Source organism: Nocardia sp. NBC_00403, from assembly GCF_036046055.1.
Lineage (GTDB): Bacteria > Actinomycetota > Actinomycetes > Mycobacteriales > Mycobacteriaceae > Nocardia.
The window spans coordinates 3,355,462-3,378,254 of sequence record NZ_CP107939.1 but is presented as its reverse complement, the minus strand read 5'-3'; the positions used below and the strand labels follow the sequence as shown (position 1 = coordinate 3,378,254).

General features: G+C 66.1%; 27 protein-coding genes and 1 pseudogene. 12 read left to right on the top strand and 16 right to left on the bottom strand.

Features of this window, described 5'->3' with window-relative positions; translation table 11 throughout:
- Position 1: 1 nt before the first annotated feature.
- From OHQ90_RS14720 to OHQ90_RS14710, 3 genes and pseudogenes are all read right to left on the bottom strand, one after another.
- Positions 2 to 301: a Tn3 family transposase gene (locus OHQ90_RS14720; protein WP_328412841.1), complete on the bottom strand. Its 300-nt coding sequence runs from the start codon at positions 299 to 301 to the stop codon at positions 2 to 4.
- A 9-nt stretch (positions 302 to 310) separates the two neighbouring features.
- Positions 311 to 1,065 (bottom strand): annotated as a pseudogene (locus tag OHQ90_RS14715) (Tn3 family transposase); the annotation flags it as partial.
- Between the two features lie 305 nt (positions 1,066 to 1,370).
- The gene (locus tag OHQ90_RS14710) at positions 1,371 to 1,850 is read right to left on the bottom strand and encodes a nuclear transport factor 2 family protein (protein ID WP_328410922.1); all 480 of its coding nucleotides are present in this window, start codon (positions 1,848 to 1,850) and stop codon (positions 1,371 to 1,373) included.
- 106 nt (positions 1,851 to 1,956) lie between these two features.
- On the opposite strand from OHQ90_RS14710, the gene OHQ90_RS14705 reads away from it, so the two are divergent.
- A complete protein-coding gene (locus OHQ90_RS14705; RefSeq protein ID WP_328410921.1) occupies positions 1,957 to 3,717 on the top strand; it encodes an AMP-binding protein in 1,761 nt (586 codons plus the stop codon).
- A gap of 18 nt (positions 3,718 to 3,735) precedes the next feature.
- Here OHQ90_RS14705 and OHQ90_RS14700 read toward each other — a convergent pair whose 3' ends face one another.
- Positions 3,736 to 3,885, bottom strand: coding sequence for a hypothetical protein (locus OHQ90_RS14700; protein ID WP_328410920.1), 150 nt, complete (start codon positions 3,883 to 3,885; stop codon positions 3,736 to 3,738).
- Positions 3,886 to 3,973: 88 nt separating this feature from the next.
- The gene (locus OHQ90_RS14695) at positions 3,974 to 4,597 is read right to left on the bottom strand and encodes a LysE/ArgO family amino acid transporter (protein ID WP_328410919.1); all 624 of its coding nucleotides are present in this window, start codon (positions 4,595 to 4,597) and stop codon (positions 3,974 to 3,976) included.
- Positions 4,598 to 4,668: 71 nt separating this feature from the next.
- On the opposite strand from OHQ90_RS14695, the gene OHQ90_RS14690 reads away from it, so the two are divergent.
- Positions 4,669 to 5,562 (top strand): LysR family transcriptional regulator ArgP, encoded by an 894-nt coding sequence (locus tag OHQ90_RS14690; protein ID WP_328410917.1) that lies wholly within the window; start codon positions 4,669 to 4,671, stop codon positions 5,560 to 5,562.
- Positions 5,563 to 5,591: 29 nt separating this feature from the next.
- On the opposite strand, the gene OHQ90_RS14685 is transcribed toward OHQ90_RS14690, so the two are convergent.
- The 4 genes from OHQ90_RS14685 to OHQ90_RS14670 all read right to left on the bottom strand — a co-directional run bounded on the left by OHQ90_RS14685 (position 5,592) and on the right by OHQ90_RS14670 (position 8,857).
- On the bottom strand, positions 5,592 to 6,353 hold the full coding sequence (locus OHQ90_RS14685) for an N-acetylmuramoyl-L-alanine amidase (protein ID WP_328410916.1): 762 nt from the start codon (positions 6,351 to 6,353) through the stop codon (positions 5,592 to 5,594).
- Positions 6,354 to 6,539: 186 nt separating this feature from the next.
- A complete protein-coding gene (locus OHQ90_RS14680; protein ID WP_328410915.1) occupies positions 6,540 to 7,298 on the bottom strand; it encodes a DUF6928 family protein in 759 nt (252 codons plus the stop codon).
- A 330-nt stretch (positions 7,299 to 7,628) separates the two neighbouring features.
- Positions 7,629 to 8,504 (bottom strand): hypothetical protein, encoded by an 876-nt coding sequence (locus OHQ90_RS14675; RefSeq protein ID WP_328410913.1) that lies wholly within the window; start codon positions 8,502 to 8,504, stop codon positions 7,629 to 7,631.
- Positions 8,501 to 8,857 (bottom strand): hypothetical protein, encoded by a 357-nt coding sequence (locus OHQ90_RS14670; protein WP_328410912.1) that lies wholly within the window; start codon positions 8,855 to 8,857, stop codon positions 8,501 to 8,503. Before OHQ90_RS14670 ends, OHQ90_RS14675 begins: the two co-directional genes overlap by 4 nt.
- A 70-nt stretch (positions 8,858 to 8,927) precedes the next feature.
- Between OHQ90_RS14670 and OHQ90_RS14665 the strand changes: the two genes are divergently transcribed.
- A complete protein-coding gene (locus OHQ90_RS14665) occupies positions 8,928 to 12,458 on the top strand; it encodes a CHAT domain-containing protein (RefSeq protein ID WP_328410910.1) in 3,531 nt (1,176 codons plus the stop codon).
- Between the two features lie 298 nt (positions 12,459 to 12,756).
- Here OHQ90_RS14665 and OHQ90_RS14660 read toward each other — a convergent pair.
- Positions 12,757 to 13,955, bottom strand: a protein-coding gene (locus OHQ90_RS14660; protein WP_442941464.1) for an IS3 family transposase whose coding sequence is annotated in 2 segments (ribosomal slippage) — positions 12,757 to 13,694 and positions 13,694 to 13,955 — 1,200 coding nt in all. Because the reading frame shifts where the segments join, the coding sequence is not laid out codon by codon here.
- Between the two features lie 111 nt (positions 13,956 to 14,066).
- Between OHQ90_RS14660 and OHQ90_RS39405 the strand changes: the two genes are divergently transcribed.
- Entirely contained in the window at positions 14,067 to 14,207 is a 141-nt protein-coding gene (locus tag OHQ90_RS39405) for a RidA family protein (RefSeq protein WP_442941463.1), read from the top strand.
- A 136-nt stretch (positions 14,208 to 14,343) separates the two neighbouring features.
- On the opposite strand, the gene OHQ90_RS14655 is transcribed toward OHQ90_RS39405, so the two are convergent.
- The 3 genes from OHQ90_RS14655 to OHQ90_RS14645 all read right to left on the bottom strand — a co-directional run bounded on the left by OHQ90_RS14655 (position 14,344) and on the right by OHQ90_RS14645 (position 15,751).
- Positions 14,344 to 14,550, bottom strand: a complete 207-nt coding sequence (locus tag OHQ90_RS14655) for a DUF397 domain-containing protein (RefSeq protein ID WP_328410906.1) — start codon at positions 14,548 to 14,550, stop codon at positions 14,344 to 14,346.
- 99 nt (positions 14,551 to 14,649) lie between these two features.
- Complete coding sequence (locus OHQ90_RS14650) at positions 14,650 to 14,856, bottom strand: DUF397 domain-containing protein (RefSeq protein WP_442941397.1); 207 nt, start codon at positions 14,854 to 14,856, stop codon at positions 14,650 to 14,652.
- Positions 14,846 to 15,751 (bottom strand): helix-turn-helix domain-containing protein, encoded by a 906-nt coding sequence (locus OHQ90_RS14645; RefSeq protein ID WP_328410902.1) that lies wholly within the window; start codon positions 15,749 to 15,751, stop codon positions 14,846 to 14,848. The genes OHQ90_RS14650 and OHQ90_RS14645 overlap by 11 nt, the downstream gene beginning before the upstream one ends.
- 267 nt (positions 15,752 to 16,018) lie before the next feature.
- Here OHQ90_RS14645 and OHQ90_RS14640 point away from each other — a divergent pair, with 267 nt between their 5' ends.
- The 4 genes from OHQ90_RS14640 (at position 16,019) to OHQ90_RS14625 (ending at position 17,313) form a co-directional block, all read left to right on the top strand.
- Positions 16,019 to 16,216 carry a hypothetical protein gene (locus tag OHQ90_RS14640; protein WP_328410901.1) on the top strand — a complete coding sequence of 66 codons (198 nt, stop codon included), beginning with the start codon at positions 16,019 to 16,021 and terminating at the stop codon, positions 16,214 to 16,216.
- A 16-nt stretch (positions 16,217 to 16,232) separates the two neighbouring features.
- Complete coding sequence (locus OHQ90_RS14635) at positions 16,233 to 16,712, top strand: DNA-directed RNA polymerase subunit beta (RefSeq protein WP_328410899.1); 480 nt, start codon at positions 16,233 to 16,235, stop codon at positions 16,710 to 16,712.
- Positions 16,713 to 16,783: 71 nt separating this feature from the next.
- Positions 16,784 to 17,038, top strand: coding sequence for a hypothetical protein (locus OHQ90_RS14630; RefSeq protein WP_328410897.1), 255 nt, complete (start codon positions 16,784 to 16,786; stop codon positions 17,036 to 17,038).
- Positions 17,035 to 17,313, top strand: a complete 279-nt coding sequence (locus tag OHQ90_RS14625) for a hypothetical protein (protein WP_328410896.1) — start codon at positions 17,035 to 17,037, stop codon at positions 17,311 to 17,313. Before OHQ90_RS14630 ends, OHQ90_RS14625 begins: the two co-directional genes overlap by 4 nt.
- Positions 17,314 to 17,526: 213 nt before the next feature.
- On the opposite strand, the gene OHQ90_RS14620 is transcribed toward OHQ90_RS14625, so the two are convergent.
- Entirely contained in the window at positions 17,527 to 18,108 is a 582-nt protein-coding gene (locus tag OHQ90_RS14620; RefSeq protein ID WP_328410894.1) for an SUKH-4 family immunity protein, read from the bottom strand.
- 475 nt (positions 18,109 to 18,583) lie between these two features.
- Here OHQ90_RS14620 and OHQ90_RS14615 point away from each other — a divergent pair, with 475 nt between their 5' ends.
- Positions 18,584 to 19,300 (top strand): PP2C family protein-serine/threonine phosphatase, encoded by a 717-nt coding sequence (locus OHQ90_RS14615; protein WP_328410892.1) that lies wholly within the window; start codon positions 18,584 to 18,586, stop codon positions 19,298 to 19,300.
- 1,266 nt (positions 19,301 to 20,566) lie between these two features.
- On the opposite strand, the gene OHQ90_RS14610 is transcribed toward OHQ90_RS14615, so the two are convergent.
- Positions 20,567 to 20,947 carry a PPOX class F420-dependent oxidoreductase gene (locus OHQ90_RS14610; protein ID WP_442941396.1) on the bottom strand — a complete coding sequence of 127 codons (381 nt, stop codon included), beginning with the start codon at positions 20,945 to 20,947 and terminating at the stop codon, positions 20,567 to 20,569.
- The gene (locus OHQ90_RS14605; RefSeq protein ID WP_328410890.1) at positions 20,944 to 21,534 is read right to left on the bottom strand and encodes a dihydrofolate reductase family protein; all 591 of its coding nucleotides are present in this window, start codon (positions 21,532 to 21,534) and stop codon (positions 20,944 to 20,946) included. Before OHQ90_RS14605 ends, OHQ90_RS14610 begins: the two co-directional genes overlap by 4 nt.
- A gap of 90 nt (positions 21,535 to 21,624) precedes the next feature.
- Between OHQ90_RS14605 and OHQ90_RS14600 the strand changes: the two genes are divergently transcribed.
- The 3 genes from OHQ90_RS14600 (at position 21,625) to OHQ90_RS14590 (ending at position 22,695) form a co-directional block, all read left to right on the top strand.
- Positions 21,625 to 22,077 carry a winged helix-turn-helix transcriptional regulator gene (locus OHQ90_RS14600; RefSeq protein ID WP_328410888.1) on the top strand — a complete coding sequence of 151 codons (453 nt, stop codon included), beginning with the start codon at positions 21,625 to 21,627 and terminating at the stop codon, positions 22,075 to 22,077.
- A 199-nt stretch (positions 22,078 to 22,276) separates the two neighbouring features.
- Positions 22,277 to 22,399: a hypothetical protein gene (locus OHQ90_RS14595; protein ID WP_328410886.1), complete on the top strand. Its 123-nt coding sequence runs from the start codon at positions 22,277 to 22,279 to the stop codon at positions 22,397 to 22,399.
- Positions 22,396 to 22,695 (top strand): BtrH N-terminal domain-containing protein, encoded by a 300-nt coding sequence (locus OHQ90_RS14590; RefSeq protein ID WP_328410884.1) that lies wholly within the window; start codon positions 22,396 to 22,398, stop codon positions 22,693 to 22,695. Before OHQ90_RS14595 ends, OHQ90_RS14590 begins: the two co-directional genes overlap by 4 nt.
- The last annotated feature ends 98 nt before the right edge of the window (positions 22,696 to 22,793 follow it).

Below are 22,793 nucleotides of genomic sequence, written 5' to 3'. Positions count from 1 at the left end.
CTCAGTCGTCGTCCTCGGGGGCGTCCGGGTCGCGTAGCGGCCGGTGCCGGCCACCGAGGTCTGGCAGCTGGAAGCTGTAGTGGCCTTCGAGCCGGATGGGGCGGCGCCCGAACGTCGAGAGCCGGGCGGCGTCCTCGTCGCGCACCGGGTAGTCCTGCTCCCGCAGCGCGGTCAGTGCCCGGTCCCTGTACACCGAATTCCAGAGCACGACGCAGTTCAAAATGAGGCCCAGCGCCGAGAGCTGGTTCTCGTGGGTGATCGCCTGTCCGAGACTGGTCGGGTTCCCGTCCCGGGACACCATCCGCGTCACTTCGTGGCCGGACACCTCTCCACGGAACATCGACACTGCGACCCGGCACATGTCTTCCCAGTGGGAGGCGATCTTGCCTACGTCGATCTTCCCTCGCGCTGCCCGGTCCAGCGGCCCGTAGTCTGCGGCCGGGTCGATGCGCCACAGCCGCTGATCGGGCAGGTTCGCCAGCTGTGGCCGGTACTTGTACCCCAGCAGGTGCGTCAGCCCGAACACGATGTCGGAATACGATCCGGAGTCGGTGATGATGTCCTCGGGCACCTTGCTGCCCTCGGGCTGACGCAGCAGTACGTCCATGAAGTTCAGCGAGCCCTTCGGGGTGCCGGACACCACGACCGCGTTCAAGCCGGCGGCTTGGTCGTTCAGCATGTTCAACCAGGTCGCGCCCTTCTTGCGGCCAAAATATTTCGGATTCGGGCGGGCGTGGATGGTGCGGACCGGCACCACGACCGCATCCCGTCCACGCTGGCGAGGACCCCGCCGCCCCACAGCTGCGCCAAAGGCACCGCCGCCTGCGCGTTGACCAGCACCGTGTTCGCCGCCGCCATCGTCTCCGCCCGCAGATAATGCTGATCGACGTGCCGCAGCCGGTTGCGGGTCAGCGCGTCCGCGCCCGGGGAAACCACCGGCGCCAGACCGACATTCATCGCCTGCGAACACAGCACCGCCGCGACCGACACCCCCAGATTCGCCGCCCGCGCGCCAGTCCCGGCGACGTGCGTGAACGACTCGACGAACTCCGGGCCCCAGCTCATCACCTCGAGCACCATCTCCGGCAGATCCACCCGCGGCATCTTCGCCGCGACGCGGCGCCGCGGATCGATCAGGCTCGGCGGATCCGGCAACGCCGCCAGCGCGGCCACATGCAGTTTTCCCGTCCTCATCCACCGAGGCCGGGGTGTCGTTGCCCAGGCGGCCGGTCAGCTCCCGGTAGGCGGCGCCCAGGTCCTCGCCGAGATCGGCCAGCAGCTCACGCGGGGTGTCGGGCAGCCCGAGAGCGTTCACGCCGCGCTCGCGCGCGGCTTCCCACGCCATTCCCGACAGCAGATGCGTGCGCGGGTCACGCCACTTCGACGAGTGTTCGGCGAAGATGTTGCGGTACTTCAGATGCCGGTGGAACTGCTCGAGCAGACACAAGGTGTACGCGGCCCGGTCCACCGTTCCTTATCGAATGGGTCCGACTGGCCAGCGCGATCACGGCGTCGCGTCCTTGCGCCTCGCCGCCAGGGGACTTGGCTTTCACGTCGGCGGTGTAGATCGTGTTGAACGTGTCGAATCGACCTTCGTCGAGGGCGGTTGCGAGACGGTCGACCAAGGCATGGATCTCCTGGCGGTCCAGCAGTTCTCGCAACTGCCGCCGAGTGGAATCATCCTCGGTCGCGGTGGCGTCGGTCGAGCACGCGGCGGCCAGCAGCGCCAACGGCAACGGCAACGGCAACGGCAACGGCAACGGCAACGGCAACGGCAACGGCAACGGCAACGGCAACGGCAACGGCAACGGCAACGCAAGGATCGGAAGTGTACGGCGGAGCTTGTTCATCGGACGACCCTTTCGACATTATTGTTGGTTGCCCCAACGTGGGTGCAACCAACAATAACAGTTGTGGGTGCCACCAACAAATTTTGGTAGATCGGCCGACCGGAGATTGCGCAATTTCTACACCGCGGTCGGCGGCGGCCACCAGATTCCCGGGGCCTCCACCAGCACGCGCCTGCGGTTCGGCCCAGCTCCCCGCGGGCTCGACGCCGTTGCCGTCATCACCGAATTCTTCGGCCTCACGCGGCCCGAATCCACCCACGGCGGCACCGGTCGTGATCGGCTCGCCGCACCGAATCCGCATGGCAGACTGCGGTTTATGAACGATGCTCCGGCCGGTTCACCAATCCCCACCATCAGCTGTGGCGCCCGCACCAGAAAGCAGGCGGAATCACATCGGCGGGCCGGGCAGCTCGCGGCAGCTCTCGCCGCGGCCGACCTCGCGCGCGGCGACCGCGTTGCGGTCATGCTGCGCAACGACATCGAGTTCCTCGAGGTCTCGCTGGCCATCGCGACGTGCGGGGCGAATCCCGTGCCCATCAACACTCGGTGGCAGGCCCGCGAGGTCGCGCATGTACTCGCCGACAGCGGAGCCCGTCTGATCATCGCGCATACCGAGTTCATCGGCATCGTCGAAGACGCCATTGCCCTGGCCGGCGTCGACCCGGTGGTCGTCGAGGTGGCCATGCCTGCCGAACTCCTCGACGAAGCCGGGCTCGACCGAATGCAGCTCACCCACCGGCACGCCACCCTGGAAGACTGGATCCTGGATCATCCGGAACCGCTCGGCCATCTCGACGGCGCCATCGCGGATTCGATGGGACTCATCTACACCTCCGGTACCACCGGAACACCGAAAGGTGTACTCCGCGAACGCATGACGCCACATCAACTGCTGTCCATAGCGGGCGGTACCGCGCAGCGCATGGGTCTCACCCCCGGCGGCCGGATGCTGGTGGCCGGACCGATGTATCACACCAGCCCCAACGCGGTCGCCGTGCTCGGGCTGCGCATGGGCGCCGACATCACGATCATGCCTCGCTGGCACGCCGAGCGGTTCCTGCAACTCGTCGACGAACACCGCATCACGCAGGCCAAGGTGGTGCCGACGATGCTGTCCAGGCTGCTTTCGCTGCCCACCGAGGTTCGCGACCGCTACGACATTTCCAGCCTCACCCATCTCATCCACTCCGCCGCACCGTGCCCACCGGCGGTGAAAAGGGCGGCGATCGACTGGTTCGGCGATGCTCTGATCGAGTTCTACGGCTGCACCGAGGCGGGCACCATCACCTGGATCAGCGCCGCGGAATGGCTGGCGCATCCCGGCAGCGTCGGCCGCGGTGTCGACGGGTCCGGTGTCGTGGTCGCCACCGACGACGGAACTGCGCTGCCCGCAGGCGAAATCGGGCAGGTGTTCGTCCACGGTGCGGACTACTGGCCCGACTTCACCTATCTCAACCGAACCGATGCCCCGGCGAGTGCGGTGCCCGGCTACCTCACCGTCGGTGACACCGGCTACCTCGACGACGCGGGCTATCTCTACCTGACCGGGCGTTCCAGCGAAATCATCATCTCCGGCGGTGTCAACATCTACCCTGCCGAAATCGAGGCCGCCATCATGGCCGACATCGATGTCGAAGATGTTGCGGTCTTCGGCATTCCGCACACCGGTGACCTCGGCGAGTCCGTCGCCGCCCATATCGTCGCCCGGCCCGGCGCGACCGTCACCGAAGAGCGGGTGCGTGCCGGGTTGACTGGACGGATCGCCGACTACAAAATCCCCGCCACACTGCGCATCGTCACCGCACTGCCGCGCGACGACTCCGGCAAGATCTACAAGCGGCAGCTACAGGAGCTGTATCCGGCCTGAACCCGCCGAGCGCGGCAGTTACTCCGGTGCATCCGGCGAACAGCCACGCGCCTGCACCATCGCCGCGAGCAGCTGGTCGCGGACCTCGTCGGCAATGGCGAGCACCAGCTCCGCACGGTTGGCGAAATGCTCAACCGGTGCGCACCAAACCCCAAGGCCGGACCGCATGTCACCAAATGCGATAACAGAACCCGGTACCCGCCAGGCGAGCAGCCGGACGGCTTCTTCGCTCGGCGAGCCATGGACCGAGCGTTGATTAACCGGTAAGCACCAACCCCAGGGCAAGACCGCACATCACCACGGCGATACCAGAATCCAGTACCCGCCAAGCGGCGGGACGGGCGAACAGCGGGCCGAGCAGCCGGGCCCCGTAGCCGAGTGCGGTGAACCAGATAATGCTGCCGAGCATCGCGCCGGCCCCGAGGAACCAGCGGTCCGGGGTGGCGTAGGTGCTGGCGAAGGAACCGAGCAGCACCACGGTGTCCAGGTAGACATGCGGATTGAGCCAGGTCAGCGCCAGACAGGTAGCAATGGTGGCGCCGAGGGCGACCGAGGCGCCGGTGGCTGCCGCGGCGAGCGCGCCGCTCGACAGCGCCCGGCGCGCCGCGAGCACACCGTATCCGGCCAGGAAGACCGCCCCGCCGTAGCGTGCGACCTCGACAACTGCGGGGACGGAGGTCACGACCATCCCGAAGCCGCCGATACCCGCGGCGATCAGCACCACATCCGACACCGCACACACCGTGACGACAGCCAGCACATGTTGCCCACGCAGCCCTTGTCGCAGCACGAAAGCGTTCTGCGCGCCGATCGCCACGATGAGCGAGAGCCCGAAACCAAGACCTGAGAGCGCAGCCAGGGCTGCCGAGGAAGCCGTCACGTCCGCCGACGTTAGGCGGGCAATCGAGGCAAGACCAGCTAAAGATTCTCACGTACCTTTACCATTTCTTAATGGACCTCCAGCTCGACCAGCTCCGTGCCCTCAACGCGGCCGTCACCGAGGGCACCTTCGACGCCGCCGCGCGCAGCCTGCGGGTCACCCCCTCGGCGATCAGCCAGCGGATCAAAGCGCTGGAGGATGCGGCGGGTCGCATCCTGTTGCAGCGCACCAAGCCCGTGCGCGCCACCGAATCCGGATTGGCGGTGCTACGGCTGGCCAGGCAGATCGAACTGCTCGCCGGTGACACCGCCCGCGAATTGGGCGACACCGGTCAGGAGCTCAGTATCGATCGGCCGATTCGGCTGCCGATCGCGGTCAACGCCGATTCGTTGGAGACCTGGGTGATGCCCGCGCTGAGCCGGGCATCGTCCGGCGTGTGTTTCGAGATCCACCGCGAAGACGAGGAGCACACCACCCGGCTGCTGCGCGACGGGACGGTCATGGCGGCGATCACCGCCACTGCGGCGGCGGTGCAAGGCTGCAAGGTCGAACGGCTCGGCGCGATGCGCTACCGGCCGATGGCCAACCCCGACTTCGCCCGAACCTGGTTCGGTGACGGTGCCACCGCCAAGACCTACGCGGTGGCGCCGGTCGTCCTCTTCGACCGCAAGGACGACCTGCAGGACCGGCACATGCGACGACGCAGCAGACAGCCCATCGACCCGCCCCGCCACTACATCCCCTCCTCGACCGGCTTCGGCGACGCCGTTCGCAGCGGGCTCGGCTGGGGCATGCTTCCTGACCTGCAAACCCAGGCGGATCAAGCCGCAGGCCGGTTGGTGCCCATCGACGGCGACTCCTATATCGATGTCCCGCTCTACTGGCAGCAGTGGCGGCTCGAGTCCCCCGCGCTGAGCAGCATCGCCACCGCTATCGCCGCAGCCGCCGACGCACTACTGCGATAAGGCTTGCACTCCACCATGATTCATCGGCACTACCCGAGATAGGCGACGATCGCAGCCGCGATGGCATCGGCGAATTTCGCGCGCCCGTCAGGTGATTCGAGCAATGCCGCATCACCGGGATCGCGCATGTTTCCACACTCCACCAGCGCCACCGGGCGTTCGGAGAAGTTGAGGCCCGCCAGGTCCGCGCGGGGGTTCAGCCCGTCGGAGCCGATGTAGGTCGAGGTGACGAATCCGAAACCGACCATGGTGTCGCGCAACGTCGTCGCCAGCCGAATCGACGGTTCACCTTGGGCTGGATTCAGCGGCGGCGAGGAGTACGCGACATGGAAACCGTGCGCGCCGGCGGCCGCGCCATCCGCGTGAATCGACACTACCGCCGCTGCCCCACTGCTGTTTCCGATGGCGGCACGTTCTCCGATGCACGGCCCGACACCGGCATCGTCGGGCCGCGTCATCACGACGCGGATACCGCGAGCGACGAGCGCGTCACGCACCAATGTCGCGACATCCCAATTGAACTCGTGCTCGGTATACCCGTCGTTCGCCGACGTCCCCGTCGTATTGCACGGTTTGGTCCTCCCCCGACCATCCGGGACCTGCTGATTGATCACCCCGGGATGCGCGCCATTGCCGCCGTTGTGACCAGGATCCAGCACCACGACACGGTCGTCGGCGACGGGGACTGTCGAGGCATCGGGCGAACCAGCAGCCGACTCCGGCGCTGCGCTGGTGGTCGGCTTGCTCGGGCGCGCAGTCGCCGAGTCGTGCGCGCATCCGACGAGCAGCACGCACCATACGCTGATCCCCGCAGCTACCTTCCAGTATCGATATCCCACGACGCCACAGTGCCACAAAAGCCGGCTGCAAGCGGCCCTCGCCGACGTGAAGGACCCGGCGTGCTCGTTCGATCGACGCGAGCAAGCCGAGGTCGCGAAAGCGGATGCGGCGGGCGGAGACACGGTCGGGAGTGACTGTCACCGCCCCAGCGGATCGACCTCCATGCGGGAGCCGTCGGGGCGGGACTTGTAGAACCGAGGCGTGCCCACCATCTTCTTCGCCACTGCACGGCGTGCGGCTTCCCGGGCGGCTTCTTCTTGCGGGGCAAGGACCCGGAAGCCCAGTACCTCGATCCGGTCGGCATCGATGTCCTCGGGACTGGGCATGCCTTCGAGCACGAATCCGAACAACGCCTGTAACGCGTCCTCTCCGAGGGCCAACGGGTGAAACGGCAGAGGGTACGGTGGCCGATCGGTCCACCCTGGTTCGGGCTCCACGGTGCGGTATCCGGCCCAGTAGGGTGCCTCGAACGTGAATGGTTCACCGATATTCTCCATGATCCCGCTACCGGGAGACAGACTGAGAGACCGGACAAGCCGGCAGTCCTCCCACACCGCGAACGCCAGAAAATCCACGACGCTGTGCATCGCATGCAGAACCAGACGCCGACCCGCGCTCGCAGCGACCAGATGAGCAGGGAGCTCGGACGGGTATTCGCCGACCAGCTGCCAACCACAGGCAATGTCCACGCCTGGCATACTCGCCGCGTATACGATGCCTTCCGGGGGATATGTGCACTCGAGCAGCGTTTCCCGTCCAATCAGCGTGCGGGTCAGACCCGGCCGGATCAGCTCGACGAACGCATCAGTTCTGTCCGCATCGGTGCCGACGGCATCCCGCAGCGCCGCAACCAAATCACCGTCGGAGTATGCGATCAATGCAGTCTTGGCTCCCACGTTTGATACCTCCTCCGAGTAGATCAGTGATCCAACACCCCACATCCTGCCGAGCCAGCGGTCACCAGCTCTCCCGCCACCGGGAATACCCGGCCTGTGGCCAGGACCGCACATATTCGGGACAACCCTGACCGGGATATAACCCTCGCCCGCGAGGCATCATTCGAAAGGAAGCCGGGGCTCACCTAAAGACCGAGAATCCCTCCCCGAAAGGAATCCCGTCCATGCCGAACCGCGAAGCCGTGCAACCCACTGGTCTCGCCGTACCGAAATCGCCCTATTCGAGCGTAATCGTGAGCGGAGACAGCGGCCATGAGAACCGCTGCCCAGCTACCTAGGCCGTTTCTGCAGCACCTCGGTCAACTGCTCGCCGATCGCCGGTGTCAACCTGCCCGTCAGCTCGAACCCGAGCTGGTTGGCGACGTCCCGGGCGTACAGGTCGACCGAGGCCTCCACGAGGTCCGCGTATACCCCCACCGCACGGCGAATCCGGCGGCGTGACACCAGCAACGCGCACACCCCCGACACGAGCGCCGGCCACCAGTACACACCGACTGCCAGATAGGCCAAGCCCCACACCGGGGTGCGGGCGGCGGAGGCACACCGTTCCTGGACCATCGTCACCTCGATCCGCGCCGCGTCGGGCAGCACCAGCCACAGCCGCGGCCACGTCGTGGTCAGGTCGAGTCCCGTGCCACGGCTGACACGATCGTCCACGGTCCGCAGCCGGTCGCCCGCCCACGTTGGGCATGCCGGTTCGATCTCGGAGATCGCGTCGCGCCGCAGCACGGCCCGACGCGCTTTGCTCTTGGCTCGCCGGTTCGATCGGTCGACCAGCACCGCCTTGACCGCGGCGTCCGCCTGCGCCGCCGCACGCCGCCAACGGCGGTGGCGCAGCGCGACGAACGGCCGGCCGGCACCCGTGCCTGTCGCTCCCCACGCGGCGATCACGACGCCGCCGAGCGCGGTCATCGCCAACCCCACCACGGCGGTCGCAGCGAGGAAGGCCGCCGCGGCCCACACCAGCGCGGGCCCGGTCGACACCGCTGTCATTCGCGTCCGCAACAGGTTGAAATCGAGTGCGTGAGAGGGCCCGAGCACGACCGCCACAACCACAACGGCCACGAACACCGCGGCGGGCAGCGCGATCGCGGAAGCCCAGCGGGTAGCCAGGTTCTTGCCGAGCTCGGTGAGAAACGCGTTCACAGGTCGATCCTGGTCTCGCGGAACGGCCGCGCGGAAAGCCTGCAGAACGGACGTTCGCCGGTCGCGGCACGCGTACACGCACTCGTGGGGCACACCCATGCGGTGACCACGACGCCCCGCGCTCCCTTCCACGACTCGAAGCCGCGGTGCGCCCGCGTCAGGTTGTCGATGCCGTGCCGGGCGAAGGCACTGTCGAGCAGGTCGAGGTCTGCTTCGGACACTTCGCCCCGCTCGGCCGCCGCGACGATTCTGGCCAGCACGTCCGCGACGCCGTAGCGGGAAGCGCGTTCGGCCAGCGCCTCTCCAGCCTGTGCGCACAGGACTTCGACCCGCGGACCCGTCGTTGGTGCCATGCCGACTCCGAACCTCCTTCTCCGCCAACCAGATCACGCTACCGTGGACTGAAAGGGATTGGGGCTGCACGTGTACGACGACGTCCGGTTGGTGGTCGAGAACTTCGAGTACACCGGTGACGTCGGCGCACTGCTCGCCGCCGGCCTGCCGCCACCGCAGCAGTGCCCTCGGCACCTGCTGCCGCACCTCGCCCAAGCGCACTGGCACCGGTTCCAGGCGCAGAGCGGGTTCACCGGCCTGGTCGACCGGGAGATCGCGGCCGCCCTCGCCGACAGTCCGGGTGATCCCACGGTCGCGCGCGTCACCGCCATGCCGCAGTACCGGGCGCTGGACGAGGCACGCGAGGAGTTCCAGGACTACCAAGACCGCGAGTCGCTGGCGCTGCTCGCGAACGCCTACACGACGTTGATGAACGCGCTGGACGACGAGCGAATGAAGGCCGCGCTCACCGCCGACCACGCCACGTTGCTGCTCATGCTCGACGAGCACGACGGTACGGACGCCTACCGCGAGATCGTCCTCAACGCGCTGAACTGGATGATCGCCCACACACCCCGCGACGATCCGCAACGCGCCCGCAGGCTGGTCGACCGCGCCCGAGCACAGGTGAACGCAGGCAGGCGGCCGGGGAAGATCCTCGCCGACTACCGGGCCGCTGCTCAGCTGGCGCTGCGGGAACGCCCGGTCTGGCGCGACGTCGTGCTCGAGCTCGCCCAGTACCAGTCCGATCTCTACGCGGACGGCGGGGCGCCCATCCACCTGGCAGGTGCGCTGGTCGCATGCCGTGACCTCGCCGACGCGTTGGAGCGGGACTTCGGCAACACGGCTACCGTGCCCGCGCTCCGGCAACTCGAGCAAGAGGTAAGCAGCCGGATCGGTCCCGAAATAGCGCGGTTCCTGATGACATGCCATCGCGATCCCCACGCTCTCCAGACGCAGTACGACCTGGTCGGGAGCCTGCAGCAGCAGTCGATCACGCTTGATGTGCTCGTGCAGCGACGTGACCAGGCGTGGGTGCTCGCCATCGGGCTGCCGCTGGACCATGACGGCCGACTGGACGCGCTGCTGGACCTCTACCACGCGCACGACGACCTCTGGGAGATCGGCGGCGACACGGATGCGATTGCGCTCGTCTACGACACGGTGACCGAAGCGCTACTCACCACGTCACCGGACGACGCAGGCCGGGCGGAGCTGCTGACGGCACTCGCCCACTCCGCGACGACCGCCGCCATGTGGACCGGCTCCCGCGACGAGGCGAAGCAGGCGGTCGCCGCCGCCCGCACCGCGCTGGACCTGCCGACCACAGACCATGGCCAGCGTGCACTTCGGCTCTCCACACTGGCGTCCGCGCTGATCATGCAGTTCCAAGTCGGCGGCAACCCCGCGGCGGGCCAGGAGGCCGTCACCGTCGCCGAGGAGGCCGTCGCGCTGACCCCACCCGGCGACTCGAACCTCCCGTTGCGCTGGTCGACGCTGTCCAGGGCGGCGGAGAAGGTGGCCGAGGCCGGTGACCACGATATGTTCACCAAAGCTGTCGACGCGGGCGCGTCCGCCGTGGCCACCATCCCGGCGGACGATGTACGCCGGATCGGCATGCTCTACAACTACGCCGGCGCCGTGCAGACCCAGGCGGTCAACACGAACGTGACAGACGCGGAACCGTTCCGCGAGGCCGAACGCGCCTACCGGGCCGCACTCGCGCTGGTGGGTCCTGATCACCCCGACGTTCCGCGGATCGAGAGCACCATCGCCGACGTGCTGTATCACCGGTACCGGCAGTGCGGCGACCTCGACGCGCTGGAGGATTCGCTCGAGCTCGCGGAGAGAGCCGTCGATCTGACACCGCAATCCCACCACTGGTGGCCGTTGCGGGCGATCGCACTCGCACGCTCGGCGCGTGAGCTCGCCATGTTCGGCGGGCCGCGTGCCGACCAGCTGCGCCAGCTCGCGATCACCCACTACCGGGCAGTCTCCGCGCACCCGGCCACCAGCGCGCAGCACCAGATGATCTGCGAACAGGCCCAGGCCGCGATGCTCGCCGAAGCGGACCCGGCGACGTGGCTGGACGCGCAGGAACGCGTGATTGCCGCCATCCCCGCGACGGTCAGCCGGGCGCTGCCGCGGTACCGCAGGCTGGAGGCCGTGCGGCAGCTGGACGGCCTCGCCGACCGGGTGGTGGACGCGGGGGTGCGGTCGGGCCAGCTCGACCGGGCGCTGGAGCTGGTCGAACAGTGCCGCGGCGTGCTGTTCGGCGACGCGTGGGGTATCCGCCGCGGCTGGGCACGACTGCGCGAGATACGGCCGCAGCTGGCCGAGGAGCTCAGCGAGGTCGAGCGCAAGCTGGCTGATGCCGACGCGTACGCCGACGTGAAGTTCCACATCGAGGTCGAGTTCGACGGCCGGACGTCCACCCGAGACTGGGACCCGCGACCACAGGCCGTCGAACGGATCCGGCAGCACGCGATGCGGCGGGACCGGCTGCTCGCCGAAGCGCGGGCGGTGCCGGGGTTCGAGGATCTGCTGGCGCCGCCGAACCTCGAAGTCCTGCGCACGCGCACAGCCGGGCACACCGCGGTGGTCGTCAGCGCCGCGGGCACCGCGCTCGTGGTTCCCGCCGACTACTGGCAGCCCGTCGAGGCTGTGCCGCTACGGCAGATGACCGAGACCGCCGCCCGCGCTCAGGTCAGGCGGCTGCGAGCGGCCCTCGCCGATGTGAAGGACCCGGCGTGCTCGTTCGACCGACGCGAGCAGGCCCAACTGGACGTGCACGCCGTGCTGGAATGGCTGTGGGACACCACGGCCGGGCCGGTGCTGGACCGGGTCACGACGACGCGGCTGTGGTGGTGCCCGATCGGAATCACGGCCCAGCTGCCACTGCACGCGGCGGGCAGGCATCGCGACGGTGCGGGACAGACCGTGTTCGACCGGGTCGTCTCCTCGTACACGCCGTCGCTGACCGCGCTCGCCGACACGTTGACCACGCCTCGGCCGCAGCACGCCCGCCACACCGCGCTCGTCGTCGGCGTGGGCGAGCGGAAAGGCGTGCCCGTGCTGCCGAGCGCCCGCGCCGAGGCCGAGGCGGTGGCGGGGCTGCTGCCCGGCTCCACTGTGCTCATCGACTCCGCCGCCGACCCGGAGGCCATCGAGCAGGGCCTGCACGAGCACGCGATCGCCCACTTCGCCTGCCACGGCCGGGCGGTCAGCTCGGCCAAGCACCCCGACCAGGGCGGACTGATGCTCAGCGACGGGATGTTCGTGCCCTCGTTCGTGCGCGACCTGCGCACCACCCAGGCACAGCTCGCGTTCCTGTCCGCGTGCGACACCGCGGGCCCCGACCCGGCACTGCTGGACGAGCCGCTGAACCTGGCGTCGGCGTTCCACCTCGCGGGCTTCCGCGGCGTCATCGGCACGCTGTGGCACACCGCGGACAGCACCGAGACCGCTGAGGCGGTCTACGCTGCGCTCACTGCGCACGGCACCCGTTCTGCCGACACGGCCGAGGCTGCCACCGCGCTCACCGAAACGTTGCGCCGCATGCGGAACGCCTATCCAGCCGTGCCGACCAGGTGGGCCGCCCACGTGCACGTCGGCGACTGAGTTTCCCGCGGTGGCGGAACGCCTCGATCACCTCGGCCACCAGCAGCCCCGCTCTCGAAGGTAGAGATCGCCGTAGTAGGGCTGAATGGAATCCTCACCGCGCCAACGGCATACATCGCCTTTCTGGGTGCCGCCGGCCGCGTGGCTTCAGTCGTGAAAATTGGCGTCAGTTGATCGCGAATTCGGGCATCGGTCGAGCCGCTTGCGGCCCGTTTCTGGTCGCGAATTTCGCCATCACTCGACCGGCGTGTCGGTGTGAACCGCCCCGGCGAGTCCGGAGACTTACGGGTGTGACAGCTCAGCGGTTTGCTGGGGCTGGTTGTTGACAGTAGTAGGCGGTCTCCATCGCGGCAGGCGGCATGTCACCGCAGTGTTGATAGAGCCGCCGGTGATTGAACCAATCCACCCATTCGGCGGTGGCCAACTCGACGTGATCGACCGTGCGCCAGGGGCCGCGTGGTTTGATCAGTTCGGTCTTGTAGAGACCGTTGATCGTCTCGGCGAGCGCGTTGTCATAGGAGGATCCGACCGCTCCGACCGAGGGGTGGATCCCGGCGTCGACGAGTCGTTCACTGAACGCAATAGATGCGTATCGCGACCCCCTATCCGTATGGTGCACAACGTCTTTCACATCCCAGCCGTCGCGTTCGCGCGTCCAGATGGCGTGCTCGATCGCGTCGAGCACCAATGCGGTGGTCATCGACGTTCCGGTGCGCCAGCCCAGGATGCGTCGGGCATAGGCATCGACAACGAACGCGACATACACCCACCCCGACCACGTCCGGACATAGGTTATGTCGGCCACCCACAACCGATTCGGTGCCGTGGGCGCGAATCTTCGTTGCACCAGATCCGCCGGCCGCGGCGCGGCCGGATCGGCGATCGTGGTGCGTTTGACCCGCCCCCGCACCGCCCCACGCAGTCCCAGCTCGCGCATCAACCGCTCCACGGTGCAGCGGGCGACCCGGATCCGTTCCCGATTGAGTTGCAGCCACACCTTTCTCGCGCCGTAGACACCGTAGTTCTGCGTGTGCACCCGTGTGATCTCTACTTTCAGTTCCTCGTCGCGCTGCTCCCGTGCGGTCGGGATCCGGTTGCGGTGTTCGTAATAGGTCGATGGGGCGATTTCGACGCCTAACTCGGTGAGCACGGCGCAGATCGACTCGACACCCCATCGCAGGCCACCGTTCTCACGATGGCCCTGATATTCGCTGATGTATTTGACGGTCAGCGCTGTGGCCGGTCCAGTTCGGCCGCGAAGAAAATCGACGCAGATTTCAGAATTGCGTTGGCGCGCTTGAGTTCTGCGTTCTCCCGCCGCAGTCGTTTCAACTCGGCGGACTCGTCGGTGGTGATGCCCGGGCGGGCACCGGTGTCGATTTGGCCTTGCCGCACCCATTTGCGGACCGTTTCCGGTGTCCCGACACCCAGCAGCTCGGCGACCGCACGCATAGCCGCCCATTCCGACTCGTGCTGCTCCCGAACCTCGGCATACATTCGCACGGCCCGCTCGCGCAGCTCGGCCGGGTACTTCTTCCTCGACGACACAACTCCATCCTTCACAGAAGATGAAGTCCCCGGACTCACCGGGGGGGATTCACGGCCTACATCGTCGACCCGGCGGACTTCGCCACGTTCAACGAGATCTATCAGCAGTACTTCACCGAGCCGTATCCCGCTCGCGCCACCCTCGTCACCAACCTTCTGGGGTTCAAGGTGGAGATCGATGCGATCGCGCGCAAACCGTAGATCATCAAGCGCCCGTATGCATTTCAACGGAGTCCATCACGGATGGTTTGGCCAGATCCAGGATGCGGGCGAGTTGACACCAGACTGTGCGAACGGCCCCCACATCCGAGCTAGGGGCCGTTCTAGTCGCTCCACGCTACGGGCGGTCGAACTCGCCGTCATTGACGCCTGTGGTGAAGGCGTCCCACTCGTTGGGGGTGAAGACTAGTGCCGGGCCGGTCGGGTTCTTGGAGTCCCGGACGCCGACCAGTCCGCCATCCAGGTGCGCTACCTCCACGCAATCCTTTGTCGAACCACTGCGGCTCGACTTGAACCACTCGGCACCAGTAAGGTTCACGTTCACAATTTGCACTCCTTTGCGTTCCTCAGCAGCGCTGTGCGTCAGCAGGTCTCAGCGAAGCATCGTGCGGTGTGGAAACTGCGCGTCGTCTTCGTATCGTGGTTACGGACGGTCGAACTCACCGTTATGTACGCCACCGGTGAAGGCATCCCACTCTCGGGGCGTGAAGACCAATGCCGGACCATCGGGGTTCTTGGAGTCGCGAAGGCCGACCATCCCCGCGTCAAGGTGTGCGACCTCAACGCACTGTCCCCCTGTGTCACTGTGGCTGCTCTTGAACCACTGGACTCCGGACAGGTCAATGCTCACGCTCATACTCCTTCGTCACCCGCCGTATCAGCTCTCGGGTTCTGTCTTCATCTAGGCTCGTGCGTCGGATGTCCGCCGCAAGCTCACTATAGGTCTGTACCTCATCGGCTTTCTCAAGGTACACATCGCTTGCCGGAGCCCCTTCGAGGTAGACGATTGGCGGCTCCACAGGCTCGCCCTTGGCGTTCGTCCCGAACTCAACGATCGTGAACGCGCCATGCAAGATGCCCCAAGTCGACCCAGCGTCGTACGGCTGCATCCGCACCGTGACATTTGGGAGCTTGCTGATCTCGGCCAGGTGCCGCAGCTGGGCCGCCATTACTTTGCGCCCGCCGATGTTCCGACGAAGCGCCGACTCGTGGAGCAGCACCTCTACCTCGAGCGGGCTCGCCTTCCGGGTGATGATTGCTTGCCGCTTCATACGCAGCTCGACACGGCGGTGAATGTCGTCCTGGTCGCCGTCTCGATAGAAGGCGAAGATCAGTGCGCGCGCATAGTCAGGTGTTTGCAATAGACCATGGATCTGCTCGTGATACAGCGTCAGCCGCCGCGCAGAGGCTTCAAGCCCGAGGTACATGTTGAACGTGTCGGAGAACAACCCGCCGTAGGTGTGATAGAGGCTCCTGCGCTTGGCTTGCAACGACAGATCAACAGCATGCCGTGTGTCTTCGGGCTCCACCTCATACAGTTCGCATAACGCTTGGACATCCTGCTTGCGCACCCGCTGATTGCGTCCGGCCTCGATCCGTTGCAACGCCGACTTGGACAGGTCAACGAGATTCGCTGCCGCTTCGATCGTTAGACCGTTCCTCTCGCGCCAGTCACGTAGGAACCGGCCAAGCTGACGTCGAGGCAGCGTTGAGGCTGGACCTTCCTCGTCGTCCCTGCTTGCCATTGCTTCGCTCCTCTCGTTGCAAACTCGAATCAGCTGGTCTCTATAAGTGGGTCTGCTCTACCCCGCCTATGGGTCTGTTGTACCGCGGGCATGGGTCGGGTCGTTGGGAAATGGTCCAACTCAACTCGGGTTCCCAATTCTCCGGGTCCCGAATGGGAGAAGGTGATCTGCTGAGCGTGCGCCCGGAGAGACGACCCCCTTCCCTTCATCAGGAGCTGAAGGGCCTGGCGCACCTACAGCCACAGTCGATGCACCGGAGGTCGGCAAATGCCGAACAACCATCTCCCGCAACGAGATCCGCTCAACGGTCCACCTGTCGCCTACGCCGGGGCAAAGGCCGACGTGGTCGATCGCTTCGCAACCGCGCTACGGAAATGGGCAGGCCCGCCCACCGCAACCGAATCAACCCTGCGCTGGGCTAACGAGTCCGCGGTACCAGGCGCACACAACCCACTGTCGAACTGAGCAGAGGCCAAACCCGATGGACCACATACCGTTCGGTGACACCCCCATATCCCGCTGCGTCTTCTACAGGCGGGTATGCGATCTACCCGCGACCATCGATCCGCCGAGCCTGGGCCGCATCATCATGAAAGCCACCCACGTCGGAGGGCTCACGATGCCCGCACCACTGGGCCAGGCAGTCAAACACGACATGAGCCGACGCGGAGCCGCGATCGGTCCGATCCTGTCGCATCCCCGGTCCAACAGATGGACCTTCTTGATCCGACCCGACGTACCCGACGATGTGCCGCTGTTCGCTGATCTGTTCCGCCACAACGCATCTGTCATCCGCAACGGCGGAACAGTGGCATTACCGTCACCGACCACCCAATCCGGAGCGATCAGGCAATGGATCGAACCACCACATGACACCTTCCGCCCCTCCGGTCTTCTCGTCATCGAATCGGTTCGCGCGTGCGTGGGACCGGGCCGGGTGCGAGCGGTGTCACATGCCTGACAACGACGGCAGGCCAGCAATCGCGTGGCCAGATCGCACCCATCTCGGCGACACGACGAGGACGTAAACCGATGTGCGACATGATCCCTCACCTACCACCCGGCGAGATCGCCCCACACGTCCGAGCGCTACTCGCGGTCTTTCACGAGGACACCGCCCACAAACTCGCGATCGCCCCCACCGACAGTCCGCCCATCGTCCACCGGTCGGACGGAACCCTGTGTGCCGTCGACGAGAACGGCTGGCCCGAACTGCACGACAACCTCGACGAGCTCGAAACGATCCCGGTACACCCCACCAGCGTTCGAGACACGGAAACACCATGAGCACCAACGCTTCCCCGATGCCGAACGAGGCGGATGTCCACCTGAGCGTGTTCCTGCACGGCATGCGGCTGGACTTCGCCGCGTGCCCGGCTGCGGCCTTGCGGTTCATCGAAGACCACCGAGCACGCCACTACGTCGATGCGGTGCACGTGATCCCCGGCGACACGACCGGGTTGGCACGGCTGCCCAATGAGCGGCTATTTCTGGAACCCTCAGCAACGACGCTGAGCAGCTCGGCTGAAACACCACCTGGGGTGGCTGACGAGCGGCGATGATCAATCGCAGAGCGACGCCGAGTTCTGGAACGGTCCGGCAACGTCCGATATTGCCGAGGAACGTGCGGGTCACCGGCCGCACGGAACCTCGACCGCAGTTGGGTTGCGCGGCTATCGCTCAGTTCGAAAACGTACGAATGAATCTGCCCCACCACTAACCGACCTCGATCCGCCGATCATATAATCGCCTGACGCGCTTGATCGTTCCTTTCCTCAGTCCAGGTAGTCCTCTTCGAGGCGCTCCAACGCCCAGGCCCAATACGCTGACTCCCCCCACTCGTGGGCGCGGATCGCGGCGATCAGCTCCCGCGCGGCCTCGTCCGAGTCGGGACCCTCCAGCTGCGAGGCGAGTCCCGCCATCAACGCGACCGCCCCGGCCGCCTCCCGCACCGAGGTGAACGCGACGCCCTGGTCGCCCTCGCCGTGGTCCCAGCCGCTGGGCGCGTAGACCTGGACCACGCCCGTCTCACCGTCCAGCATCAGGGTCATCTCACCGTAGAACTCGCCCAGACCATAGGCGTACTTCGCGGGCGGGGAGTCGTCGTCGGGATAGCGGCGGCCGAACAGCTCGTCCGGGTCGGCCTCCCACATGCCCTTCTCCGGCAGGTCCGCCGAGTCGAACCACTCGCCGTCCAACGCCACCGCAGGAAATCCCACCTCGGTGAGGAAGGCCCGCGACTCGGCGTGCTCCAACCGCTCGGGCAGCTCGGCCGGACGCCACAGGGCACCGACGCCGACCTGCGCGGCCAGCCACTCGAAGGTGGGGTCCGCCGCCTTGGTGATCTCGATTGTCATGGTGCCATTGAACATCGCGCCGACGAACCGAATCTGGTTCGGACCAGCCCTCCGCGGCGACCTCCCGCTGAACGCTCTGTATTCGATGTAATCCCAGTCCACCGCCCGGCGTGTCAGTCGAGCAATGGAGCTGGTGTCAGGTTGGAGATCTGCCCAGGAGTGGAGGTCAGCGACGGCAAGGGGCCACGACAACCTCGAAGCGATCCCGATACGCCCCACCAACACGGAAACACCGTGAGCCCCGACGGTTTCCGGAGGCCGGACGAGGCAGATGTCCACCTGAACGTGTTCCTTCGACGGAAACACCGACCGGGGCAGCCGATGCGTGGTGACGATGAATCGCTGAGCGACGCCGAGTTCCGGAACGGTCCGGCAACGTCCGAAAATGCCTGCGGGTTCGGGTGGGTGGGCTCGCGCTCTGCGGGTGGCGACTTCGTCACCCACCTACGCCGACTCGGCATGCCAGAATTCGCGGGTGCGCAGTCCCTTGATCGACGTTGCCGCGGGCAGCGATATCGGCAAACGCTATTCGGCGAACTTCGATGTCACCTACCTCCGTGAGCGACCGCTGCTGGCGGTGCTTGCCGACGGCATGGGAGATGGACCGGGCAGTGCGGCCGCAGGTCGGACCGCAGTCGATATCTTCGTCGACTACGTCATGCGTGCGCCGGAACCAACCCCCGACATGCTGCGAGCTGCGGTGGCAGCGGCTCATGACCAGGTGAGCCGAATCGGCCACGAATTGCAGAGTCTGGCCGGATGCACGCTGACTGCCATGGCCGCCGCGCCGCAGGGCTGCTGGCTCGTACAGATCGGTGATTCCCGTGTGTACCGGTTGCGTGCCGGGCTGCTCGAACTGCTGACGACCGACCACACGATGGCGTGGCTGGGGGCCGTGCACGGCTGGTACCCGTTCGACTCGGCGCAGGCCGCGTCGGCGCGGTATCAGCTGACCCGTTACATCGGGCATGGGGGCGCACCGGAACCGGATGTGCTCAGCGTGACGATGAGACCGGGCGATCGATACCTGATGTGCACCGACGGCGTGTCCGATCAGGTCGACTACGACGGCCTACGGACCTTCCTCGGTCGTGATACACGGCCACAGTCCGTCGTAAGCGACATTCTGACTGCCAGCGATACGGCGGGCGGGAGCGACAACGCCACCGCCATCGTGATCCGCGTCGACTGAGCATGTGAGATACGGCATCGAGAAAGTCGGCGACGCCGAAATACTCACAGCCGGACGCAGATTCGAGAATCGGATTGGGCGGTGGAGGGCTGATGCGGCATCGGCCGCTATATCGTGCACGCCGCCTAGTCCCAATGCCGCGTAGTCAAGGTGGCGGGCCAGCCGTCAAGTCGGCGGATGCTGCGTCGTTTCGTAGCGGCCGGGGTCGAGGTTGGGATCGCCCAACAGGGCTCCGACCAAGCCGTCCGCGGCGCGCACAAGGGCGGCACGCACGGGCGGACCGTAGACCGGATCGCGCAACCAGGTGCCGGTCGGCGAGTGGGGGCCAGTCGCAGGTGGATCGGTTCACCGGCCGGCACATCAGCCACGCGAAAGATCTGGGCTAGCGGCGCACAAATCATGTGACCGGCGCGAGACCTTCAGTCTGATCCACTCGCGCCGGCCGCACCGATTTTGGTCGTAGTCACCCGCCTATTTGCAATGACCCAAATCGGATGTCCAAGTATCGCGCACATCCCACCCGTTAGCACCAGGAGGCGAAACCCCGCCACCCCATTGGATGCATTGGCCCTTCGCTGAGAGCTTTGCTGGGCCCGCATAGTATGCGTACTGGTTCTGATCCTGGCTGATGTTGCTAGGACTGGTCAACACATATGCGTTTGTGAGCGAGGCAGTCCCCACATACGAGGTCTTCATGGTCACAACACAATTAACGCTACCGTTGTACATCAGGTAGATCGTGCCGTAGCGCAACCCGGCGTGATGGTCGATTTCGTAGAATCCCGAACCGCACACCCCCGCAGGTGTAGCCGCATTTGCGGGTGATAGCGCGACCAGCGGCATGGTGGCGGCCGCTATGGCGGCCACCACCGCTCGGCTCGCGATTCTGATTACATTCATCTCATGGTTCCTTCCTCAGGTGGCCCCAGCTTGCTCCACAAAATGCACATTCCCAAAGATGGGAATTTTTGCTTTGACCCTCTAGCACCAATGCTGCGTAGTTAACGTGGGGGGCCAGCAGTCAAGTCGGCGGATGCTGCGTCGATGCCGATCCGGGGGATGCGTGCGACGGTATCGAATTCCGTTGGCCGCCAAGGCATGTGGGTGATTTGAAGACAGCGGAACTCGGCCGAGCTCGAAGTAGCGGCGCCCTCTCGAGTAGCCGATGCCAGTGCCGACACCGAGTGGCATGTTGTCGATGATCTCGGCATCAGGCCACGATCTCGCGCCGACCCTGAAGCGAATTGCGCTCGAACCATCCGTTTCTCAGCTGATGCTTTGTTGGTCGGGCTCGATGAGAGCGACGACCCGATCCTCGCCGCGCGAGTAGGGACCGCCGATGTATTTCGTCGAGATCCGGTCGATAACCGCCCAAGCGGCGTCGCCCTCGAGCCACTCGACGACCCTGCCTCGGACGGCAACCGGCTGAAATGGGTTGTCGGCCAGGGCCAGTGAGAGCGCGACCCGCGGGTCGCGCCGCATGTTGCGGGCCTTGCGGGAGCCCGGCCCAGTGAGGATCGCGATGTGGTCACCGTGCGTGCCGATCCAGACCGGAACGGAGTGGGGAGCACCGTCGGGGAGGATGCTGGCAAGGTGGGCGAGCGGGGTGCCATCGAGCACCCGGCGTAGGGCGGGGTCGAGGATCATCGCTGGACCTCGTAGTGCAGATGGGTGACACCCGGCGCCGGGATGGCTTCGACGAGACGCAGGCGCACGTGCTCGGGGAGTGATTGGAAGAAGGGCCGGCCGACGCCGAGCAGGATCGGCACCTGATGCAGGATCACCTCGTCGACGAGCCCGGCCTGCAACGCCGCGGTCACGACGCCGCCGCCCATCAGACCAACGTCCTTGTCGCCGGCCGCCTTCCGGGCCGCCGCGATCGCCTCCTCGATCCCGGTGACGAGGGTCTGCCGCTCGGTCATCTCCGGTGCGGGCCGATGGCTGAGGACGAAGAGCCTGGCCGTCGGATGCGGGCTGCCGCCGCCGAAGTGCTCGGAATCCTCGTAGGTATTGCGTCCCGCCACGATCGCACCCACTCGCCCGGCCAGGGCGTCGAAAACGCGGGCACTCGGCTCGCTCAGTTCGAACATGTCGAACACCGCGCTGGAGGTGTCCCCGTCGGTGTACCAGTCGAACAGCGTCGCCCCGTCGCTGAGTCCGCGCCCGGCACCGGGATCGCGACCGGTGATGTACCCGTCGACCGAGACTGCGTGGGCGCTGAAGACCTTGCTCATCGCCGTAATCCTTTCGAAGTTCCCTCAAGAGACTCCAAAACCGTAGCAGTCAAAGTTCCCTAAGGGAACCCCAATTGCTAGACTGCTGGCATGCAACGTACGAACTTCGGTGAGATGACCTGCTCGATCGCGCGCACCCTCGATGTCATCGGCGAGGCGTGGTCACCGTTGATCCTGCGCGACGTGTGGGTCGGGCTCACCCGGTTCGAGCAGATCCAGGCCGACCTCGGCATCTCACGCAAGGTGCTGACCGAGCGGTTGAACCACCTCGTCGAGCACGGCGTACTCGAGCGAAAGGCCTATGACCAGCGGCCACGGTACGAATACCACCTCACACAGAAGGGCACCGAACTCGTCGACATGCTCATGGTCATGGTCGGGTGGGCAGACAAGTGGCTCGCGGGTGCGGCCGGTCCGCCGGTGCTCTACCGCCATCACGCATGCGGTGAGATCAGCAGAGTCGACCTGCGCTGCGCTCACTGCGGCGAGCCGATGCACGCCGGCGACGTCGATCTCCTCCCAGGCCCCGGCGCAGCCGCGTGATCGAGAGAAGGCGCTTCGACTATCGGCAAGTCGATCCTCACCAATTCGACATCGTCGCCGGCAGGCCCAGCCGCGGACTGCGCCCGTGTGTGCCCAGGCCGTCCCAAGCGATGACGACGGCGAACAAGAGTAGGACGGCCTCGAAGCCAATGGGTACAGCGTTGGACTCTCCCATCGCAGGAGGGTCCACCATGATCGCGTGCAAGACGAACTTCTCACCATCGGGCGTCTCGCTCGCGCCTATCCCGTCGGACCGACAGAAGCACCGCAAGAAGCACTGATGACCTGGCTGATCATCCCCGTCCAGGAGAGCACGGCATGACCACGGTAATGGACATCGATGCCCGCGATACGCAGCACTGCGAAACGACAGCTCTCGGGGTGCTGCTGCGGCACCAAGGACTCGATCTGTCCGAGCCCATGCTCTTCGGCCCGGGCTCCGGTCTGTCCTTCATCTACTGGGACGCAGCACTGATCACGAAAGCTGGCGAATCGGGCGATGCGCAGTACCTCGTGCAGGCAGGCACTATCCTCTGCGATCTTTCACGAATAGAGCGCGAGGCCATGCAGGCGCTGAACTGCCTGGGATGTGAGACCCCGAGTACGAGCCAGCCCTGACGGTTGCCAAAACGACCACGGTGCAACAAACGTGCCGGAAATGGTTGGTGTTCAACAAGTCATGTCGGACGGACAGTCCGCACGCGAACCCGACCCGC

What these genes read in the sequence shown, in the direction of transcription:
- OHQ90_RS14720 (WP_328412841.1), bottom strand. Translation starts at nt 301, where the DNA reads ATGGTGTCCCGGGACGGGAACCCGACCAGTCTCGGACAGGCGATCACC.
- OHQ90_RS14710 (WP_328410922.1), bottom strand. Translation starts at nt 1,850, where the DNA reads ATGAACAAGCTCCGCCGTACACTTCCGATCCTTGCGTTGCCGTTGCCG.
- OHQ90_RS14700 (WP_328410920.1), bottom strand. Translation starts at nt 3,885, where the DNA reads ATGCGGTCCGGCCTTGGGGTTTGGTGCGCACCGGTTGAGCATTTCGCC.
- OHQ90_RS14690 (WP_328410917.1), top strand. Translation starts at nt 4,669, where the DNA reads ATGGACCTCCAGCTCGACCAGCTCCGTGCCCTCAACGCGGCCGTCACC.
- OHQ90_RS14670 (WP_328410912.1), bottom strand. Translation starts at nt 8,857, where the DNA reads ATGGCACCAACGACGGGTCCGCGGGTCGAAGTCCTGTGCGCACAGGCT.
- OHQ90_RS14645 (WP_328410902.1), bottom strand. Translation starts at nt 15,751, where the DNA reads ATGGCAAGCAGGGACGACGAGGAAGGTCCAGCCTCAACGCTGCCTCGA.
- OHQ90_RS14640 (WP_328410901.1), top strand. Translation starts at nt 16,019, where the DNA reads ATGCCGAACAACCATCTCCCGCAACGAGATCCGCTCAACGGTCCACCT.
- OHQ90_RS14635 (WP_328410899.1), top strand. Translation starts at nt 16,233, where the DNA reads ATGGACCACATACCGTTCGGTGACACCCCCATATCCCGCTGCGTCTTC.
- OHQ90_RS14630 (WP_328410897.1), top strand. Translation starts at nt 16,784, where the DNA reads ATGTGCGACATGATCCCTCACCTACCACCCGGCGAGATCGCCCCACAC.
- OHQ90_RS14625 (WP_328410896.1), top strand. Translation starts at nt 17,035, where the DNA reads ATGAGCACCAACGCTTCCCCGATGCCGAACGAGGCGGATGTCCACCTG.
- OHQ90_RS14620 (WP_328410894.1), bottom strand. Translation starts at nt 18,108, where the DNA reads ATGACAATCGAGATCACCAAGGCGGCGGACCCCACCTTCGAGTGGCTG.
- OHQ90_RS14610 (WP_442941396.1), bottom strand. Translation starts at nt 20,947, where the DNA reads ATGATCCTCGACCCCGCCCTACGCCGGGTGCTCGATGGCACCCCGCTC.
- OHQ90_RS14605 (WP_328410890.1), bottom strand. Translation starts at nt 21,534, where the DNA reads ATGAGCAAGGTCTTCAGCGCCCACGCAGTCTCGGTCGACGGGTACATC.
- OHQ90_RS14600 (WP_328410888.1), top strand. Translation starts at nt 21,625, where the DNA reads ATGCAACGTACGAACTTCGGTGAGATGACCTGCTCGATCGCGCGCACC.
- OHQ90_RS14590 (WP_328410884.1), top strand. Translation starts at nt 22,396, where the DNA reads ATGACCACGGTAATGGACATCGATGCCCGCGATACGCAGCACTGCGAA.